24 protein-coding genes are annotated in these 18,675 nt (G+C 62.6%); 20 read left to right on the top strand and 4 right to left on the bottom strand.

Annotated elements, in window-relative coordinates; all coding sequences use genetic code 11:
• The first annotated feature begins 82 nt into the window (after window positions 1-82).
• Genes VGG89_12440 through VGG89_12415 form a run of 6 tightly spaced genes read left to right on the top strand, consistent with a single transcriptional unit; the run spans window position 83 to window position 5,333 of the window.
• Window positions 83-928 carry a FliH/SctL family protein gene (locus VGG89_12440; protein ID HEY1977353.1) on the top strand — a complete coding sequence of 282 codons (846 nt, stop codon included), beginning with the start codon at window positions 83-85 and terminating at the stop codon, window positions 926-928.
• Window positions 929-931: 3 nt separating this feature from the next.
• On the top strand, window positions 932-2,254 hold the full coding sequence (gene fliI / locus VGG89_12435; protein ID HEY1977352.1) for a flagellar protein export ATPase FliI: 1,323 nt from the start codon (window positions 932-934) through the stop codon (window positions 2,252-2,254).
• A 1-nt stretch (window position 2,255) separates the two neighbouring features.
• Window positions 2,256-2,720, top strand: coding sequence for a flagellar export protein FliJ (gene fliJ / locus VGG89_12430; protein HEY1977351.1), 465 nt, complete (start codon window positions 2,256-2,258; stop codon window positions 2,718-2,720).
• Entirely contained in the window at window positions 2,717-3,400 is a 684-nt protein-coding gene (locus VGG89_12425; GenBank protein ID HEY1977350.1) for a hypothetical protein, read from the top strand. The genes fliJ and VGG89_12425 overlap by 4 nt, the downstream gene beginning before the upstream one ends.
• Before the next feature lie 38 nt (window positions 3,401-3,438).
• A complete protein-coding gene (locus VGG89_12420; GenBank protein HEY1977349.1) occupies window positions 3,439-4,752 on the top strand; it encodes a chorismate-binding protein in 1,314 nt (437 codons plus the stop codon).
• Window positions 4,749-5,333, top strand: coding sequence for an aminodeoxychorismate/anthranilate synthase component II (locus tag VGG89_12415; protein ID HEY1977348.1), 585 nt, complete (start codon window positions 4,749-4,751; stop codon window positions 5,331-5,333). The genes VGG89_12420 and VGG89_12415 overlap by 4 nt, the downstream gene beginning before the upstream one ends.
• Here VGG89_12415 and VGG89_12410 read toward each other — a convergent pair.
• The gene (locus VGG89_12410; GenBank protein ID HEY1977347.1) at window positions 5,317-5,751 is read right to left on the bottom strand and encodes a hypothetical protein; all 435 of its coding nucleotides are present in this window, start codon (window positions 5,749-5,751) and stop codon (window positions 5,317-5,319) included. The genes VGG89_12415 and VGG89_12410 overlap by 17 nt on opposite strands.
• 168 nt (window positions 5,752-5,919) lie before the next feature.
• On the opposite strand from VGG89_12410, the gene VGG89_12405 reads away from it, so the two are divergent.
• The 4 genes from VGG89_12405 (at window position 5,920) to VGG89_12390 (ending at window position 10,507) form a co-directional block, all read left to right on the top strand.
• Window positions 5,920-7,536, top strand: coding sequence for a flagellar hook-length control protein FliK (locus VGG89_12405; protein HEY1977346.1), 1,617 nt, complete (start codon window positions 5,920-5,922; stop codon window positions 7,534-7,536).
• Between the two features lie 9 nt (window positions 7,537-7,545).
• A complete protein-coding gene (locus tag VGG89_12400; GenBank protein HEY1977345.1) occupies window positions 7,546-8,124 on the top strand; it encodes a flagellar hook capping FlgD N-terminal domain-containing protein in 579 nt (192 codons plus the stop codon).
• Window positions 8,125-8,128: 4 nt separating this feature from the next.
• Window positions 8,129-8,530 carry a TIGR02530 family flagellar biosynthesis protein gene (locus VGG89_12395; GenBank protein ID HEY1977344.1) on the top strand — a complete coding sequence of 134 codons (402 nt, stop codon included), beginning with the start codon at window positions 8,129-8,131 and terminating at the stop codon, window positions 8,528-8,530.
• Window positions 8,531-8,638: 108 nt separating this feature from the next.
• The gene (locus tag VGG89_12390) at window positions 8,639-10,507 is read left to right on the top strand and encodes a flagellar hook-basal body complex protein (GenBank protein ID HEY1977343.1); all 1,869 of its coding nucleotides are present in this window, start codon (window positions 8,639-8,641) and stop codon (window positions 10,505-10,507) included.
• A 75-nt stretch (window positions 10,508-10,582) separates the two neighbouring features.
• On the opposite strand, the gene VGG89_12385 is transcribed toward VGG89_12390, so the two are convergent.
• From VGG89_12385 to VGG89_12375, 3 genes are read right to left on the bottom strand one after another with little or no spacing between them, the layout of a single operon-like run.
• Complete coding sequence (locus VGG89_12385; GenBank protein ID HEY1977342.1) at window positions 10,583-11,428, bottom strand: hypothetical protein; 846 nt, start codon at window positions 11,426-11,428, stop codon at window positions 10,583-10,585.
• Window positions 11,425-11,736: a type II toxin-antitoxin system RelE/ParE family toxin gene (locus VGG89_12380; GenBank protein HEY1977341.1), complete on the bottom strand. Its 312-nt coding sequence runs from the start codon at window positions 11,734-11,736 to the stop codon at window positions 11,425-11,427. Before VGG89_12380 ends, VGG89_12385 begins: the two co-directional genes overlap by 4 nt.
• A gap of 1 nt (window position 11,737) precedes the next feature.
• Window positions 11,738-12,004 carry a type II toxin-antitoxin system ParD family antitoxin gene (locus tag VGG89_12375; protein ID HEY1977340.1) on the bottom strand — a complete coding sequence of 89 codons (267 nt, stop codon included), beginning with the start codon at window positions 12,002-12,004 and terminating at the stop codon, window positions 11,738-11,740.
• Window positions 12,005-12,092: 88 nt separating this feature from the next.
• Here VGG89_12375 and VGG89_12370 point away from each other — a divergent pair, with 88 nt between their 5' ends.
• From VGG89_12370 to fliR, 10 genes are all read left to right on the top strand, one after another.
• On the top strand, window positions 12,093-12,533 hold the full coding sequence (locus tag VGG89_12370; protein ID HEY1977339.1) for a GreA/GreB family elongation factor: 441 nt from the start codon (window positions 12,093-12,095) through the stop codon (window positions 12,531-12,533).
• 32 nt (window positions 12,534-12,565) lie between these two features.
• Window positions 12,566-12,766 carry a flagellar FlbD family protein gene (locus tag VGG89_12365; protein ID HEY1977338.1) on the top strand — a complete coding sequence of 67 codons (201 nt, stop codon included), beginning with the start codon at window positions 12,566-12,568 and terminating at the stop codon, window positions 12,764-12,766.
• Window positions 12,767-12,828: 62 nt separating this feature from the next.
• Complete coding sequence (locus tag VGG89_12360; protein ID HEY1977337.1) at window positions 12,829-13,671, top strand: motility protein A; 843 nt, start codon at window positions 12,829-12,831, stop codon at window positions 13,669-13,671.
• Window positions 13,672-13,685: 14 nt separating this feature from the next.
• Entirely contained in the window at window positions 13,686-14,447 is a 762-nt protein-coding gene (locus VGG89_12355) for an OmpA family protein (GenBank protein ID HEY1977336.1), read from the top strand.
• 9 nt (window positions 14,448-14,456) lie between these two features.
• Complete coding sequence (fliM, locus tag VGG89_12350; GenBank protein ID HEY1977335.1) at window positions 14,457-15,452, top strand: flagellar motor switch protein FliM; 996 nt, start codon at window positions 14,457-14,459, stop codon at window positions 15,450-15,452.
• A 3-nt stretch (window positions 15,453-15,455) separates the two neighbouring features.
• Complete coding sequence (gene fliN / locus VGG89_12345; GenBank protein HEY1977334.1) at window positions 15,456-16,379, top strand: flagellar motor switch protein FliN; 924 nt, start codon at window positions 15,456-15,458, stop codon at window positions 16,377-16,379.
• 66 nt (window positions 16,380-16,445) lie between these two features.
• Entirely contained in the window at window positions 16,446-16,799 is a 354-nt protein-coding gene (locus VGG89_12340) for a flagellar biosynthetic protein FliO (GenBank protein HEY1977333.1), read from the top strand.
• Window positions 16,799-17,617, top strand: coding sequence for a flagellar type III secretion system pore protein FliP (gene fliP / locus VGG89_12335; protein ID HEY1977332.1), 819 nt, complete (start codon window positions 16,799-16,801; stop codon window positions 17,615-17,617). The genes VGG89_12340 and fliP overlap by 1 nt, the downstream gene beginning before the upstream one ends.
• Window positions 17,614-17,886 carry a flagellar biosynthesis protein FliQ gene (gene fliQ / locus VGG89_12330; protein HEY1977331.1) on the top strand — a complete coding sequence of 91 codons (273 nt, stop codon included), beginning with the start codon at window positions 17,614-17,616 and terminating at the stop codon, window positions 17,884-17,886. The genes fliP and fliQ overlap by 4 nt, the downstream gene beginning before the upstream one ends.
• A 3-nt stretch (window positions 17,887-17,889) precedes the next feature.
• Complete coding sequence (fliR, locus tag VGG89_12325; protein HEY1977330.1) at window positions 17,890-18,669, top strand: flagellar biosynthetic protein FliR; 780 nt, start codon at window positions 17,890-17,892, stop codon at window positions 18,667-18,669.
• Window positions 18,670-18,675: the final 6 nt, after the last annotated feature.

Genomic DNA, 18,675 nt, shown 5'->3' with positions numbered 1-18,675 from the left:
GTGCGAAGCACATTGGGGTAACGGTCAGATCGTCATCGCACGCGGTGCCAAAGACGAACGGCTAGTCTAAGAGCGCGGTACCTTGGGCAAGATTGTAAAAGGCGCTAAGCTCGTAAAGGAAGCGTACATACTCGTCGTTCCGGAGATTCAACGCGAGCTCGAGACGATCGCGGCAGAACTCGGTGCGTTCGGTACGTCAAACGACGAACTCGCGTTCGACGACGCGATGTTCAACGGCAACGGCCACGTCGAGGCCGAGCTGGTCGAGCCGCAGGTCGATTTCGAGCAGGTCCGCGCGGATGCGCGAGCGCTGATCGACAAGGCCGGCAGCGACGGCGAAGGCATCTTGCGCGACGCTGCGGCGCGCGCCAAAGAGATGGTCGCGCGCGCCACGGCGCGGGTCGAAGAGATTGAATCGCAGGCACGCGTGCGCGGGCACGACGAGGGCGTTGCCGCGGGCCGCGCCGCCGGTTATGCCGAGTTGGGAGAAGACGTCGCCGCGATGCACGAGCTCATCGAGAACGCACGCGAGCAGCGCACCACGATCATCGAAACGGCCGAGCCGGAGCTGGTACGTCTGGCGATGGCCGTCGCCGAACGCGTCGTGTACGATCACGTAGCGATCGATCCGAACGTCGTGCTCGAGAACGTCCGGCACGCGCTCACCCGGCTGGTCGGCCGCGAGATCGTCACGGTGCGCGTCAATCCCGAAGACGCCGAAATTCTGCGCAAGCATCGCGAAGGCACTGCCGCCAGCAATGACGTCGAACACCTGCGCATCGTCGAAGACCAGCGCGTGGACCGCGGCGGCGTCGTGGTCGAAACGGAGGCGGGAACGATCGACGCCAAGGTTTCGACGCAACTGCGCGAAGCGCGCCGCGCGCTGACCAACGGCGACGTCGACATGCCTTCCGCGCAAGCGAGTTAAGCCGTGGATACCCAAACGCGGCCCTTCTCCGCCGACCGGTACATCGAGACCCTGCGCGGCGCCGACCTCGTTCGGCAGTACGGCAAGGTGCGGCAAGTCATCGGCGTCGTGATCGAGTCGATGGGACCGAATATGGCCATCGGCGAGACCTGCCAGATTCTCTATAAACGCACGGCCGAGCCGGTGTTGGCCGAAGTCGTCGGTTTCCGCGACAACAAAGTGCTCATCATGCCGCTGGGCGACTTGGCCGGCATCGGCGTCGGCAGCGACGTCGTCGCGCTTGGCGTACCGCTTGAAGTCGCGGTAGGCGAAGAGTTGCTCGGCCGCGTAGTCGACGGCATCGGTCTTCCGATCGACGGTAAAGGCCACATCAACGCCGAGAAGCGCTTGCGCGTCACGTCGGCGCCGCCGCCGGCGCTCGCCCGCGCGCGCATCACCGAGCCGCTCTCGCTAGGCATTCGCGCGATCGACGGCATGCTGACGTGCGGAAAAGGTCAGCGCGTCGGGATCTTTGCCGGCTCGGGCGTCGGAAAGTCGACGATCCTCGGCATGATCGCGCGCAACACGTCGGCCGACGTCAACGTCATCGCGCTCGTCGGCGAGCGCGGCAAAGAGGTCCGCGATTTCATCGAGCGCGATCTCGGGGAAGAGGGATTGCGGCGCAGCGTCGTGATCGTCTCGACGAGCGATCAGCCGGCGCTCGTGCGCATCAAGGCGGCCTTTGTCGCGATGACGATCGCCGAATACTTTCGCGATCAGGGCCTCGACGTGATGTTCATGATGGACTCAGTCACGCGCTTTGCGATGGCGCAACGCGAGGTCGGGCTCTCCATCGGCGAGCCGACCACGACGCGCGGCTACACGCCGTCGGTCTTCGCGTTGCTGCCCAAACTGCTCGAGCGTGCGGGCACGGCCGAGCGTGGAACGATCACCGGACTCTTTTCGGTGCTCGTCGACGGCGACGACATGAACGAGCCGATCGCCGACGCGGTTCGCGCCATCCTCGACGGCCACGTCGTGTTGTCGCGTTCGCTCGCGTCGGCCAACCATTATCCAGCCATCGACGTGCTGCAGAGCGTCAGCCGCGTCATGCCCGACGTCGTGGACGCCAATCATTTCTCGGCGGCGTCGGCAATCCGGGACGTGCTGGCGACCTACCGCGATGTCGAGGACCTCATCAACATCGGCGCCTACGTCCCCGGGAGCAATCCGCGCGTCGACCTCGCGCTCACGAAGATCGAGGCCATCAAGCACTTCCTACGCCAAGGCATCTACGAGACCAACGCCTACGAGCAGACGATGAAGGCGCTGCTGGCGGTGGCATAGCGTGCGCAAGAAGTTCAACTTCACCCTGCAGCCGGTGCTCGAATATCGCAAGCGCATCGAGGATCAGAAGCAGCAGACGATGGCGATGCGCCAACTCGCCTGGGACGAGGCGCGTCGCGAGCTCGACCGGCTCAACGGCGAGTTTCGCACCAATAGCCGCGAGCTGCGCGAACGCCACCGCGACTTCGACGTCGAAGAGCTGCGGCTGCGCTACGCACACCTGCAGTTCCTCGACCGCACGATCGACGCGCAGATCAAGGTGCTGGCCGAGCGCCAGGTCGCCCTGGACCGCGCGCGCAAAGATCTCATCGCCGCAAGCAAGAACCGAAAGGTTGTCGACAAGCTCAAGGAGCGCCGCAAGTTGGCCTTCACGGCCGAAGAGCTGCGCGTCGAGCAAATCGAGCTCGACGATGGAAACGCCCGAATGGAAGGGCGTTTGCAACGAAATGCTGGAGGGTTGCCGTGATCGTCACGCGCAAGCGGAAGAAACCGTTTCCGTTCAAACGTTTGATATTGCCTATCGTAGCGATCGCGCTCGTCGGGTTCGCTTTGAGCTGGGGACCGTCGCGCAAGGCGATGTCGACGGGTCCGATGGCGCCGCTGGTGCGCAATACGCAAGCGTATTTCGACACCATCGCGGCACCGTTCCACTTTGCGGTGCAAAACCAGAAGATCACCGATCTCAATCGTCAGATCGCGTCGCTGCAAGGGCAGCTTGCGACGGCCAAGAGCGACGCGCAGGGCAAAGACAAGAAGATCGGCGGCTTGCAAACACAACTCGATCAGGCGCAGACGCAGTTGGCATCGGCCGCGGGTAACGCCGCACAAGCATCCACTCGAGGCGCGGCGCTCGGCAGAAGCTCGCCGCGTCCGGGGCCGTCGGTTCCCGGACTCCCCAGCGGAAGCATCGCGCTCACGGGGTCGGACTTGTCCGCCAACACGACCCCCGACATGAAGCGAACGGCCGACTATTGGGCCGCCATGGATCCCGAAAACGCAGCCAAGGTTGCACAGCGCTTGCCGCCGTCGTACGTCGCGCGCATCCTCGCACTGATGCCGACCGAAGCCGCGGGGACGATCCTCGACAATCTGCCGCCCACCTTCGCAGCGAAGCTCACGCAAGAGCGGCCCGACCTCAAGCACTAACGGAATCCCAGAACGTCGCGTCGTAAGCGACGCCCCCTGTGATTGCCCGCGTTCGCGCCATTCCCGCCGACGTGCTCACGCCGATCGGGGCATATCTCGCGCTCGATGGTAAGTGCATGCTCGAAAGCGTCGAGCATGGCGGACGATTGTCGCGCTACACGTTCATCGGCTTGGATTACCTCGCAGCCGCCGAGTTCGACGCCGGCGAATCGCTCTACGACCGCCTGCGTGCGTTCGTTGCCGAGCATCGCGTCGACGGCGAGCACGCGGCGCTTGGCGGTGCTCTCGTAGCATTTTCGTACGATGCGGCCCGTCCGATGGCGCGGCTGCAGCGGCGCGAGCCGTCGCCGCCGTCGATGCCGGCGGCCTACGTCGCGATTCCCGCGACGTGGCTGATCTTCGATCATTTCACCCATGCCCTCACGATCTGGGCGTGCGATCCGGAGCCGTCGAAAGCCGAAGAACGCATCGACGGGTGCGTCGACCGGCTATTCGCCGTCGCAGCGCCGCCGGTACGGCCGGTGCGCGCCAAAGGAACGGCGTCGCAATCGATCGCCCGCGAGCGCTATCTCGAGCTTGCCGAGCGCGTGAAGGGCCACATCTTCGACGGCAACGTCTATCAGCTGCAGCTCGGCATTCGCTTCGGTGCGGAGCTGCAGGGAACGGCGTTCGACCTATATCGCGCGCTGCGGCGCGCCAATCCGTCGCCGTATATGTTTTACGTCGACACGCCGTTCGGACAACTGCTGGGCGCGTCGCCGGAATTTTTGGTGCGCCTGGAGGGGCGCAAGGCGCGCATTCGGCCGCTGGCCGGCACGCGTCCGCGCGGCGCGGACGACGAAGACGACGCCCGCATCGCCGCCGAGCTGCTCTCGGACGAAAAGGAACGCGCCGAGCACGTCATGCTCGTCGATTTGGGCCGCAACGATCTCGGAACGGTTTGCGACTACGGCAGCGTGCGCGTCGACGAGCTGCTGCAGATCGAGCGCTATAGTCACGTGATGCACATCGTCTCCAACGTCGTCGGCCGCCTGCGCGACGATTGCGACGGCCTCGATCTGTTTCGCGCCGGCTTTCCGGCCGGTACCGTGACCGGCACGCCGAAAGTGCGCGCGATGCAGCTCATCGACGAACTCGAACCGATAACGCGCGGTTTCTACGCGGGCAGCGTCGGACGCTGGTCGTTCGGCGGCGACTTCGATTCCTGTATTACCCTGCGCAGCATTCACGTGCGCGACGGCCGCGCGTGGTGGCAAGCGTCGGCCGGCATCGTCGCAGACAGCGATCCCGTTGCCGAATACGAAGAGGTGTTGCACAAAACGCGAATCGCCCGCACGGTACTAGGCCTGTGAAAAAGATACTCTTCATCGATAACTTCGACAGCTTCACGTACAACGTCGTGCATTTGCTGGCGTCGCAGGGGGCGCAGCAAGACGTGCTGCTCAACGACGATCCGCGCTTAACGGCGGGGTTGCTCGACCAGTACGACGCGCTCGTCGTCGGACCGGGGCCGGGCAAACCCAGCGAAACGCCGCAGATGCTGGCGGTTCTCAAGGCCGCGATCGACCGCGACATGCCGGTGCTCGGCGTGTGCTTGGGACTGCAGGCGATCGGCGAGGTGATGGGCGGCACGGTTACTCACGCGCCAAAGCAGATGCACGGGAAAACATCAGTCGTGGTGCACGATGGCTCGGGAATTTTCGCCGGTCTTCCCGGACGCGTGCAGTTCACGCGCTACCACTCGCTTTGCCTTGCACCGGATTCGCTGCCCGAAACGCTCCACGTTACCGCCCGAAGCGACGACGGCGTGATTCAAGGCATCGCGCACGCCGAAAAACCGGTGCACGGCGTGCAGTTCCATCCCGAATCGGTGCTCAGCGAACACGGTGAAGACATTATGCGCAATTTTCTCGGGCTCATTCCGGACCGATAATTACGTACGGATAGTCCGCGTTCGGGCTAAACGACTCATGTGGGCGACCGTTGAGCAGTTCTACTCCGCTATTGCATGGGTCGCTCGCGTCGCCCGATCTGAAAATCAAAAACCGCTCGTCTTTTTCGATTCCGCGCATATCGACGAATGTGAACCATAGGCGCGCTTCGCCGGCGGAGCGTTCGATCTGGCGCATCCGAGCAAGCTGAGCCGGATTGACGTAGTGCACGTCGATCTTACCGATATCCGCGACGTGAAACATCGTCGGGCCGTGGTCGCCGCAGCGAACGCCGTAAGGACCCGACCGCGTCGGCGTCGTCGGCTCGGCAGTCGCGGCGGAAGAAGCACTTCCGGTGCCTCCGAAGCATCCGGAAAGCACGCACGTGACGGCGGCGAGCGTTACGGCGGTTCGGCCCATCGAGCCTACCGTAACGCCCGCTTCTGTGCGGCTGCTTAGGGTCGACGGGACCCGACGCCGGAGGGCCGCCTAACATCCCGCCCTGGGGGTGCCGAATACCAAGACGAGGGTCCAGGTTTTGGGCTTCTCAGGCTTATTTAGCTTGGAAAGGGGGTGAATCAAAAAAGCATGGCATTTTTACTCTCCAATCTCGGCATTCTCGGCCAGATGGCGGGACACGGATCGCACCATAAAGGCATCGATCCGTCGGCGCAAACCACCAATCCGTACGGAGCCAGCTTCGGCAACGTGCTCAGCGGACAGATGGACGCGCTGGGTGCGAGCGATCCGCTCGCGCAGCTTACCGCGGTCGTTCAAAACGGGACGCCGATCTCTACGGTCGTCGATCGTCTTACCGGTCTGGTCTCCCAACGAGCGGGCGTGCACGCCGGCGCCGTAGCGAAGTCCATCAAATCCGCGCTATCACCGCCATCAAAAGCGCCACCGGGCACAAGCGCCGCACAACAAGTGACGGCCCTCGCACGGCGACTGCAAACATGGATAGGCGGCGTAGCGGGGGGAGCGGATCAGCGAGCAGGGCAGCAGAGCGATACTTCGGGACAAGTCTTGGACGCCAATCGGGCGAGAGAACTCCCGGCCCAAACCGATCCGGAATCAGCCTCGAGCAAGCTCGACGTTTCCGCACTCGCACGATCCCTCTTAGCTCAGGTCGCAGCCTCATTCGGGCCGGTTCAAAGCGCGCAAACGACTCTTGCGGCAACCCCGCAGGCTTCGTCGTCCGCGCGCGCAGCCGTCTCGGCGTTTAGCGAGGCAGCCAAAGCGTCGACCGGCCAGGCGAGCACGCTCGCACGGCTGCAAGGCGCCGTGGCCTCGAACGCACAGGACGAGGCACCCGCGGCAACAACGGCAGCGCCACAACCGGAGCAATCCGATGCGGCGAGCTTGCTGGCACGTATGCTGACGCGGGCGGCGGCGACGGACGCGCAAGTCAACGGCAATGCGGTGGCAACCGCAACGCCGCAGATTCGCGTGGCCAACTCCGGCGGCATCACGCCGCACGGCGAAGGCGTGAACTTCAACCAAACGACGGCTGCGGCTCGGTTGGAAGCGGCGCTCGGCGACATCGTCGCGGGGACCGCGCAAAACCGCGGCGGCAACGCGTCGACGGACAATCAAAGCGGATCGTCGTTCCGCAACGCGAGCTCCCTACCGGGCGATCTGCCCACATCGAGCAAGGCGGCGTCGGCGGCGAACTCCGACGCACCGGCGTTTACGGTTCCAACCGGATCGCCGGCGCAGTTGTTCGGCACGCAATCCGCGACCAGTTCGGGGTATGGCTCTTCGGTCGATCCGAGCGCCATCGTCGAACAGGTGGTCCGGAGCATGGCGATGCGCACGCAATCCGACGGTACGTCGGAGGTGCGCATGCGGCTCTCTCCCGAGCACCTCGGTGAAGTCACGCTCAATCTCAAGGTCGACGGGTCCAACGTCTCGGCGACGGCGGTCGCACAGAACGCCGACGTTCGTAACGCGCTCATCTCACATCAACAACAGCTCGCGCGTTCCTTAGCGGATTCGGGGTTGAAGCTCACGAGCTTCAGCGTCAATCTATCGGGCGGCGGCGCGGGCAACCACGATCAACGCGATCGAACCTCGGGATTCGGACGGCAGTACGCAGTGCACGAAATCGCTGCGTCCGGTCTGGCGGATTCCACGGAAAGCCCGTCGGGCGAACCGGCAATCGTGCCGCAGTCGACCCTCGCGCTTTTCAACTACTTGGCATAGGAGGACGTTATGTCCACATCGGGGACGTTCCCGATCAGTCAACTGACGACCCAACCGAACCCGGCGGACCAACTGCCGGGAACGCAGTCGGCGACGTCGTCGTCGGGCAGCGATTTGAGTCCGAACGCATTTCTGCAGCTTCTCACGACGGAGCTGATGAATCAGGACCCGACGCAACCCGAAGATCCCACGCAATCGGTGACTCAGCTCGCGCAGTTCTCGGCGCTGCAGTATCAGCAACAGTTGACGTCGGCCTTCCAGGGCTTCCAGTCCAACTTTGCGGTGCTTCAGGCGTCGTCACTGGTCGGCAAGCAGGTCACGGTCGGCGTCACCGACTCGTCCGGCAACTCGAGTTCCGAAACCGGCACGATCAACACGATCGCCGTGCAGAACGGTCAACCGTACTTCACGATGCTGCAGTCCAACGGCCAGCCCTACGTCGATAACAACGGCAATCCGCTGCTCTTCTCGCTGCAGCAGATCCTCGGTATCGGCAACGGAACGACCACGGGCAGCACGGGTAACAGCGGCTCGACCGGCAACTCGAGCACGAACCCGGTTGGCGGAAGCGGCGGGAACGGGAGCTAGCGCGATGGATCCCAACGAGATCAACCGCGTACAACAACCGGGTATTCTTCCCGGTCCCGCGCCGCGGCCGGCCGGAACGCCGGTCGAGATCCCACCGAGTCAAAGCTTCCGCTCCGTCCTGGAAAAGACGGCGCAGACGTCGACGGGCTCGGAGCCTTTGCGTTTCTCCGCGCACGCCATGCAGCGTTTGGAATCGCGCAACATCTCGCTCACCGGCGACGACGTTGCGCGCATGAACGCGATGGCCGACAAAGCGGCGGCCAAAGGCGCCAAACAGTCGCTCTTCATCCTGCGCGACACGGCGCTGGTGGTGAGCATCAAAAACCGTACGGTCATTACCGCCGTGGATCAGGATTCGATGAAAGAAAACGTCTTCACGAATATCGATTCCGCGGCAATCATTTAAAACTGCAGTGTAACTAACAACACACCAATCCGGGGTGGACCAAAAGGAGCCCCGGCCGCGACGCCGACCGAATGACGCGACGCGGAACCACCTCGAGGTCAACAACTCATGGCAGGTTTCGACTCCCTGTATACCGGGATCAGCGGTCTGAACGCTTATCAAAGCTGGATCGACATGATCTCGAATAACATCGCGAACGTCGATACTACCGGCTTCAAAGGTCAGATGATGACCTTCGCAGATCTCTTCTATCAGAACCAGTCGTTCCCGTCGGCGCCTACCAACACGAGCGGCGGCGTGGACGGGCAACAACTCGGCTTCGGCGTGAAGGTCAACTCGGTCGACACGCTCTTCGGCCAAGGCGGTCTGCAAACCACCGGTGTCAATACGAACGTCGCGATGAACGGCGACGGATTCTTCATCCTCAACAATCTGACTCAGTCCGCGATCCCGAGCTACACACGCGACGGCGCGTTCCAGCTCAACGCCAACGGCGTGCTCTACGATCCCGCCAGCGGCTTGGCCGTGCAAGGCTGGGAAGCCAACCCGCAAGGCGTCGTGCAATACGGCGCAACGGGCAACATCACGATTCCGCTCGGCCTCTCGATGAAAGGCACCGCCACCGGAACCGGCGCGAAGGTCGGTCCGACCGGCGACAGCGTCTTCGACATGGCAATGGGCGGCAATCTCGACCAGACGCAATGGCAGCAGCAGTTCCTCAACTCGGTCAACGCGAGCGGCAGCGTCGCTCCGGTGACCGTCACGACGACGATCTACGACTCGCTGGGCAATGCCCACAAAGCCGAGATCACGTACACGCCCGACGTCACCGGCTCAGCGCCCGGTACCGACGTGCTGACCGATGCCTCGGGCAACGTCGCATCAGTCAATCCCAAGGCGGCCGGCAGCGCCGACACGATCACGATCGCCGTAAACGCCACGGGAACATCGGCGACGGTGACCGATACGCTCGGCAACAGCACGACGGTAGGACCGGGCGGAACGTTCACGATGGACGGCACGGTCGTTCAAATGGCGGGCACGCTGACAGCTTCACCGCCGAATTCGACGATCGCGATTACTCCCGCGGCAAACGGGCTGCCGAGCTCGGTCGATAACACCTCGGGCGTAGCGGTGACCCCCGCGACGCGCTGGTCGGTCAGCGTAGCGTTTACCGACGGCACGACGTTCGAGTCGCTCACGCAACCCGGCGTCGTCGGTGCCAACGGTAATGTGACGACGGCGCCGACCTGGGCGAACGCGACCAACGGCGAGGTCGGCTTCATCTACTTCGATCAAAACGGCCAGTTCATCAACTCGTCGTCGGTCGAAAGCGGACCCGGTGCCGGCGCGGCCTACGTCATCAACGGCAGCAGCACCAGCGGCGGAAACCCGCTGCTGCACATCGCCGGCGATAACCCAAGCGTGGCCGAAGGCGATCAGCTCAATATCACGCAGTGGGGAACGAGCAGCGGTAACGTTGCGTCGGCTCCGACCGCGGGTCCCGCGACGGTCGCGACGCCGGGACCGATCGGGCTGGGATTCTGGCAGTCCAACAGTCTCGCCGGCAGTTCGACTGCAAGCGTTCTCTCGCAGAACGGTTTCGCAGCCGGAACGCTCTCGAACTTCACGATCGGTCAGGACGGCACGATCACCGGTGCGTTCACGAACGGACAGAATCAGGTGCTCGGGCAGCTCGCCGTCGCGCGCTTTGCCAATGAAGACGGGCTCTCGCGCATCGGCGACAATCAGTTCGAGCAAACCGCCAACTCCGGACTCGCCCAAGTCGGTCAGGCCGGAACCGGCACGTTCGGAACGATCCAATCCGGCGCGCTCGAGCAATCGAACGTGTCGCTCGCGCAGGAGTTCACCAACCTGATCGTCGCGCAACGCGCCTTTGAGGCCAATACGCGCGGCATCACGACGGCGGACCAAAACCTGCAAACCGTCATCAACCTGCGGGCTAGCGAGAACTAAGCCTTCTCCATGCGCTAGTCCTAAGACACGGAGGTCGTCTCGAGCGGCGAGGGAAACCTCGCCGCTCGTTTAATTTCACGGAGCGAGGTCGATCGTATCGGTTTCGGTGCCGGGGAAAAGACGATTGGTCGTGACGACCGCGGACGCCGGATAACTCTGCCCTCGATACATTTGACCCGGTGCGGTGCACGCGCCGAGCGCGCTGCTCGACGGCGCCGAGCAATCCACTTGATCGATCGGTCCGAAGAAATAGCCGCTTGTGAAGTTTCCGCCCGGTTTCGGTTCGACGATCGCGATGACCGACGCGACGACGCAGCAGCCCTCCGACGACCACGAAGGCGCGCGAATCTCTAAACGCTGACTGCACGAACTGCTCGACGGCGTTGCGCACGGTCCGCTGAAGAGCGCGACCGCGCACGGTGCGGAGGTATCTTTGCACTGCGCCGGATCTTGCCCGAACAGCTCGACGGAAAGGTTCGCGCCGCTCGCCGACCAGCGTTTGCGGCTGGAGGCATGCCCACCGGGTCCGCGCAGAAAGATAGAAAACTGCGGCGGCTGCGGCTGGAAGATAAATCCCGCGCGCGTGCTGCTTTCCTTGAGATTGGCAGTTGGAAAGCCTTCGACGTAGAGATAGCCGACAGCCGGCACCGGCGACGGATTCGACGTCGGCTGTGGTGTCGGCAGGTTGTTGGGAAATCCCGACGATCCCCACACGGCTTGCATGTAGCTCTGTCCGCGCGCGGAGTAGAACCGCCGAAACGCCTGCGTTTTGCCGCACCGCGGCGGCACGGTGCCGCGGAACGTACAGTCCGGCGACACGATCTCGGCGATCGATCCGGTCGTCGGCCCATACGATTGCGGCGGCTGCGCGCAAGCGCTGAGCGTCGCGGCCGAAGCGGCGATGATAAGGAGCAGCTTCACGACGCGGCGATAAGCGACATCAACGGCTGACGCAGGTCCCGTCGACCATGAAGAATGCGCAGAACGATAACACGTTTGGCTTCAATTTCATAAAACGCCACGTATGGAATGATGGGGAAAGATCGGACGTCCGCGCCGAACTCGGGCCTCTGACTCCCGGATCGAGGCTGACGGGCTACGGTGCTCCAAAGTGTCTCGTTCAGGCGAGTCACCAAATCGTCGGCCACGTTTGCGCCGCTATGGACCTCGACGTACGTCCAAATGTGGTCAAGGTCGGACGCCGCCTTTTCGTGGTAGACCAGCTCCACGTTATTGAGCCCTCCGCGATTTGAGAAGTTCGCGGCCTCGTCGCTTAACGCCGGCAATCACCTCGTCGCTCGACTTCTCCAAGATCGGCGAGGCTTCGCCCTCGGCGATCGCGTTGCGAAGCCATTCCAGCTTCTCGGCTTCCTCCCGCATCATGAGCCGCAGCGCGTCGCGCACGACCTCGCTGGCATGGAGGTACTCACCCGACGCGACTTTGGCGCTTATGTACGCGTCGAGATCCGGAGTAAGCGAGATATTTTTGGTGCCCATAGCTTCAGTGTAGTTTCGTTGTCAATTTTTGCCAAGATAGCGAACCACGCCGCAGGGGTACGACAACCCGTGAGGCATTTGGTAAGCAATGAGCCGAGCGTTCGTTAAAGAGCACGAAGACGACGAGGAGCGGGGGCCCGACCGGCCGATTCCGCCCGGACCGAACTACGTCACGCCGCGCGGTCTCGATCTACTCGAGCAGGCCCTCGTGGAAGCCGAGACCGCCGGAAACGAGCGTGAGGCCAAGTATTACCGCGAGCGGGTCAGCACCGCCAGCGTCGTCGATCCGGCATCGCAAAAGCGCGATCGGGTCCAGTTCGGGGCCTCGGTGACCGCCCGGGACGTGGCCGGCAAGGACCTATCCGTCCGCATCGTCGGCCACGACGAGGCCGACCCGCTCAAGGGTCTGATCAGCTTCGAGTCACCGGTCGCGCAGGCGATGATGGATCACCGCGCCGGCGATACGGTCACCGTCGTTCGGCCGGCCGGCCCGATCGAGTATAAGATCCGGTCGATCGCCTACGAGTAGAGGTCCTTCGCAGCGGCGAACCCGTGTTCGCGATGATTGCACTCACCCGGCTTAACGGTCATCCTCTCATGATCAACTGCGACCTGATCGAGGCGCTCGAGGAGACTCCCGACACGGTCGTGACCCTCGTCTCGGGCAACAAGCTCGTCGTCCGCGACAAGATGCGCGACGTACAACAGAAGATAATCGACTTCAAGAGGAAGATTTACGGGCCGGGCGAGTCCGGGGCCTAACGGAAACTTCATAATGGTATCCGGGTAGCCGATACTCAGGAAGAGACTTCGGGAGACTTTCGTTGGATTTTGCAACCATTGCGGGCCTGATCCTCGGGTTCGGAGCCGTGTTTTTCGCCGGTTATGTCGGCGGAACGGATCCGCATATCATCTTCGGGCGCTACGAAGCCATCGTGCTTATCGTCGGTGGAACGCTCGGCGCGACCGTCACGTCGTTCCCGCTGCGTACGTTCGTGCGCGGGTTCTTCGGCGGGTTCAAGACGGCGTTCGTCGAGGTCAACTACCACGAGCGCGACGTCATCTCGACCTTGGTATCGTTTGCGGAAAAGGCCCGGCGCGAGGGTTTGCTCGCGCTCGAGAACGAGGCCGCCGCACTCGACGACGAGTTCATGCGTAAAGGCATTCAGCTCGTCATCGACGGCCGCGACACCGAGATCATCCGCAAGGTCCTGGAAACCGAAGTCAGCAACACGCAAGAGCTCGGCAATAAGGCCGAGGCGATCTTCACGTGCATGGGCGGCTACTCGCCGACGCTGGGTATCATCGGTACCGTGCTCGGCCTGATCGGCATGCTCAAAGGCTTGGCGAGCATGGGCGCAAGCACGAACGTCGCCAGCACGATCGGCGTCGCAACCGCCCAGGCGTTCGTTGCGACGTTCTTCGGCATCATGCTGGCCAACTTGCTGTGGCTGCCGCTGGGAACGAAGATCAAAGAACGTAACGCTCAGCTGTTGCTGCTGCGCGAAATTATGATCGAGGGAATCCTCGCCATTCAAGCCGGCGACAATCCGCGGCTGCTTGAAGAGAAGCTGCTCGCATTCCTCGATCCCAAGGAGCGGGCAACGGAGATCGAGGAAGGCGGTTCGGTCGCGCACGAGCCCGGTTTCTCGGGATCGGGCGCATAGCACCGGTCTCATAAATGGCACAGCCGGCAAAAACTGCGGCCCGCGCCGCCGAATCGAAGTTCCGAAACCGGCCCAAGGAGCAGCAATTGGAAACCGCAGGCATGATGCGGTGGCTGCTCACGTACGCCGACATGATTACGCTCATGCTGGCGCTCTTCATTATCTTGTTCGCGATGTCGACGATCAGCCGCGTCAAGGTGCAAGAGTTCGCGAGGCTCGTCTCCGGCGGTTTCGACAACACCTGGTCGATCAATCAGCCGCCCAACGGGGGCACCAACGGCGAACAGTCGTTCAACGCCAGCGCGAACATACCGGCGATCCAAAAAGAACTCGAGAAGTACGTGGAGCAGCACAAGCTCCAAAACCAGGTGCAGGTGCACATGGATCGCCGCGGCTTGGTGATTACCTTGCTTTCCGACAAAGCGTTCTACGACAGCGGCAGCGCGCAGCTGCGGCCCGAAACGATGCAAATACTCGACGCGGTCAACGGCTTCTTGAAGAAGACGAGCAATCTGATTCGCGTCGAAGGAAACACCGATAACGTGCCGATCCACACGGCGCAGTATCCCACCAACTGGGAACTGTCGGCCGCGAGAGCGGTCGGCGTCGCGCGTTATCTCGTCGAGCGCGACGGTCTCGACCCGACGCGCGTCTCGGCGGCCGGTTATGGAGAGTTCCGGCCCCGTAAAGCCAACGACACGGATGCCGATCGACAATCGAATCGTCGAGTCGATATCGTATTGCTCAACGCCACCAAAGCGAGTGAGGAGAAGTAGCGTCCGGTTATGTCGAGTCTCTCCCAAGAAGAAATTGATGCCCTAATAAATCAACTGTCCGGGCAGGCCGGCGAGGAGCCGATCAAAGAGATCGAGGCGCGCCGCGTCAAGTCGTTCGATTTTCGCTTCAACAAGCGGCTGGACAAGTTCACCAACAATCAGCTGCAGACGCTGCGGACGCTGCACGAGAACTTCACGCGTCTGCTCAACAACTCGCTGTCCGTTTATCTGCGGACCCGCGTCGAAGCGACGATCGTTTCGATCGAGCAGATCAGCTACGGCGACTTCATTGCGTCGATCGGCATCCCGTCGATCCTGGCGATCTTTTCGATGGATCCGCTGCCCGGCAGCGGCATCGTTCAGGTCGACCTCAACTTGGTCTTCTCGATTATCGATCGCCTGCTCGGCGGCCCGGGTTGGTTCCCGAACAAGCTGCGCGATCTAACCGACATCGAGCGGACGCTCATGCAGCGCTTCATGGCGCGCATGCTCAACAGCTATCGCGAGTCTTGGAACTATCTTCTGACGCTCTCGCTGAAGATCGAGGCGCTCGATTCCAACCCGCAGTTCATTCCGCGCATCATCCCGCTCGATCAGATCGTGGCCTACGTCTCTATGGAGCTCAAAGTCGGCGATATGGCCGGCGTCATGAACTTCTGCCTTCCTTACCTCGTCCTGCAATCGATCGGACAGCAGTTGACCGAGTTCCAGTGGTCTCCGGCACTCGTTGCCGGTCGCGGCATGACCGAAGAAGACATCGCGCAGCTCACGCGGAACGTCGAGCGCGCGGGTGTCGAGATCGAGGTCGAGCTTGGCAAGACCCTGGTCTCTCTTCGCGATTTGGTTTCTTTGCGCGAGGGCGATTTGGTCGTGTTCGATAAACCAACGACCGAGCCGCTCCTCGCGAAGGTAAACGATCGCGAGAAGTTTCGCGTCTTTCCCGGAATGAACAAAGATCGCTTGACCGTGCAGGTGGCGAGCACGATCGAGAAAGAGGACGAATAGAGCATGTCCGAGATGAAACAACTCGCCGATTCGATGCTGGTTGCCGCGAGTACGGTGCTCGGCCGTCTGGTCGAGCAGCCCGCGGCACCGACCGGATCGGCGCGCAACGATCACGAGGGATCGATTCGTACCGACGGCGACGAGCTCATCACGCTCGCCGAGATTCCATCGATCGGCGCTAAGGTCGTCGTCCGCTTTCCGACCGCCGACATGCAGGCCGTCGTCGGCATCATGCTCGGCGGAGCCGAAGGCCTCGGCGAAATGGGGCCGATGCAGCTCTCTATCGCGTCGGAGACGGTATCGCAGATTGCCGTCGCCATGGCCGAAGCGCTCGCCAAAGATCTGAAGGTTTCCCCCGACGGTATTCACGCCGAACTGTGCACCGATGCGACGGCGCTGCCGCCGCCGCCGTTCGAGTCGTACGAAGCGACCATCGGCGTCGGCAGCGATCTCACGCCGCACGTCAGCATCGATTTCGCGGCGATCACGATGTCGAAAATGGGCGACGTTCCCGCAGCCGAAACGGCGGCACCGGTTTCCGCCGCCGTGGAGTCCGTCGCCGCAACCCCGCCGCCTGCACCTGCGCCGGACCGGAAGAAGGCTCCGGCCGGACCGCCTCCCAACGCGCAAAACGTTGCGTTTACGCCGATGCAGCCGACGCCGGTTCGGGCCGCCCATCCCGGCCACGCCAATCTGGATCTCGTGCACGACGTGCCGCTGCAGATCAGCGCGGTACTCGGCAAGTCCGTGATGCCGCTGCGCGAAGTGGTTTCGCTGCAGTCCGGTACCGTCTTCGAGCTCGACAAGCTCTCCGCCGAACCGATCGACCTGTACGTCAACAACATTCTCATCGCGCGCGGTGAGGTCGTCGTGGTCGACGACAAATACGCGGTCAAGATTAGCGAACTAAACCCGCACGCCGGATGAAATACTGTCATCCTGAGCGTAGCGAGCGTAGCGAGCGAAGTCGAAGGGCGCACGCAGGATAACGCGGTGTCCTGGTCTTTTTGGGTCAACTACTTTCTCGCCCTGACGATCGTCGCGCTCATGCTCGGCGGTCTCTATATCATCGTGCGCAGTCTGGCGCGCGGCCGCGTCTTCGCTTCGGCTAACCGGCGCATGGTCACGGTGCTCGAATCGACGATGCTGTCGCAGCACGCCTCGGTGCACGTCGTAAAAGTCGGTCAGCGCTATCTTCTGGTCGGCGGGAGCAGCGGCAACGTCTCGATGCTGGCGGAACTCCCGGGGGACGACGTCGATGCCTGGCTCGCTCACGAGCGGGAAGCGTTGGCCGCCGGCCGCACGCTGCTCAGTCCCGCACGCTGGATTCGCTCACGCAATCAGTAATGAAGCGAGTACTGGGCGTACTACGCGTCGTTGCCTATCGCCATCGTCTCTTTTTCATCGTTTCGGCGATCGCCGTCGGGCTGCTGTGGGTGCTGCCCTCGATCGCGGCGGCGCAGACCGCACCCACGGCTCCAAACGTCCCGATCCCCAACATCAACGTCGGCGTAGGCCAGGCGACCAATCCCAAACAGGTCGTCGGTGCGCTGCAAATTCTGTTGCTGCTGACGGTGCTCTCGCTGGCTCCCACGCTGCTCGTGCTCGTCACGTCGTTTACGCGCATCATCGTCGTGCTCAGCTTCGTCCGCACGGCGCTCGGCACGCAGCAGACGCCTCCCAATCAGGTCCTCGTGGGATTGGCGCTGCTCTTGACGTTCTTCGTAATGGGTCCGGTGATCAAGGACGTCAACGGCAACGCCGTCCAGCCGTATTTGAAAAATCAGATCACCCAGTCGGTCGCGATCAATCGCGCTGCGGCGCCGCTGCGAACGTTCATGTTCAAGCAGACGCGCGACAAGGATCTGCAACTCTTTTACTCGATTTCGAAGGAGCCGCGGCCGGCGACGCAGGCCGACGTCCCGACCTATATTCTCATTCCGGCCTTCGTGATCTCCGAGCTCAAGACGGCGTTTGAGATCGGTTTCGCCCTCTACGTTCCGTTCATCGTCATCGACATGGTCACGGCGAGCATTTTGCTCTCGATGGGCATGATGATGATTCCGCCGATCCTGATATCCTTGCCCTTCAAGATCCTGATCTTCATCTTGGTCGACGGCTGGAACCTCACCGTCGCCGCACTCTTCCAGAGCTTCCGCCAATGAGTTTTGCCGACGCCATCGGTCTGGGCCGCGAAGCCCTCTTCGTAACGTTGATCGTGGCGGCTCCGGTGCTCGTGCTCAGCATGATCGTCGGGTTGACCGTGTCGATCTTTCAAGCGGTCACGCAGATCCAAGAACCGACCTTGGCGTTCATCCCCAAGATCCTCGTCTCGGGAATCGCGATTCTGTTCTTCGGGCCGTTCATGCTGGCGATGCTGACCGATTTCGCAAGCCGCGTCTTCGCCAGCGTCGCCCACATCCCAATCAAATAACCCGTGGTCGACGTCTTCGGCGTAACGGTTGGGCAGCTCGAGACGTTCTTTCTAGTTCTCGTCCGCGTCTTCAGCATGCTCGCGGTGTTCCCGATCTTCTCGGCGCCGCAGATCCCGCATCACGTGCGCTTCGGGTTCGGCGCGCTCATCGCGTTCATACTCTTTCGCACCGTGCCACTGGTGGCGCTGCATCCAAACTTCTACGAGCTGGTTGCGGCCGTGATCGCCCAGGTGGTTCTAGGCGTGATCATCGGCTTCATCGCGTCGCTGGTCTTCGTCAGCATTCAGTTTGCGGGCGAGCTCATCGACCTGCAGATCGGCTTCGCGGTCGCCAACGTGATCAACCCCAGCACTCAGCAGAACATCACCGTCATCGGCGAGTTGGAGCTCGCCATTGCGACGTTGGTCTTTCTCATCACCGACTCGCACCATCTGCTGATCCAGGGCATCGCCGGCTCGTTCGCGCTGGTTCCGCTGCCGTTCATCAATCTCGATCCCAGCGTCATGAGCAACTCCGTGTCGTTCCTGAGCCTCGCGCTGCTCAACGTCTTTAAGATCGCCGCGCCGCCGGCCGCCGCGCTCTTCATCACGAACGTAGCGCTGTCGTTCATGGCGCGCGTCGCACCGCAGATGAACGTCTTCGTCATCGGCTTCCCGCTGCAGATCGCCGTAGGTCTCACGGCGTTGGCCCTCAGCCTCGGCCTATTGGGGATCGTCGGCCCCGACATGTTCCACGACGTAGCCCGCGAGATGGACGCCGTCATGCGCGGCCTCCGCGTTTAGGCGCTC

The sequence above is a fragment of the Candidatus Baltobacteraceae bacterium genome (genome assembly GCA_036488875.1).
GTDB lineage: Bacteria > Vulcanimicrobiota > Vulcanimicrobiia > Vulcanimicrobiales > Vulcanimicrobiaceae > JAFAHZ01.
The sequence above is the reverse complement of the archived record's forward strand: the minus strand, read 5'-3'. Positions and strand labels throughout refer to the sequence as shown.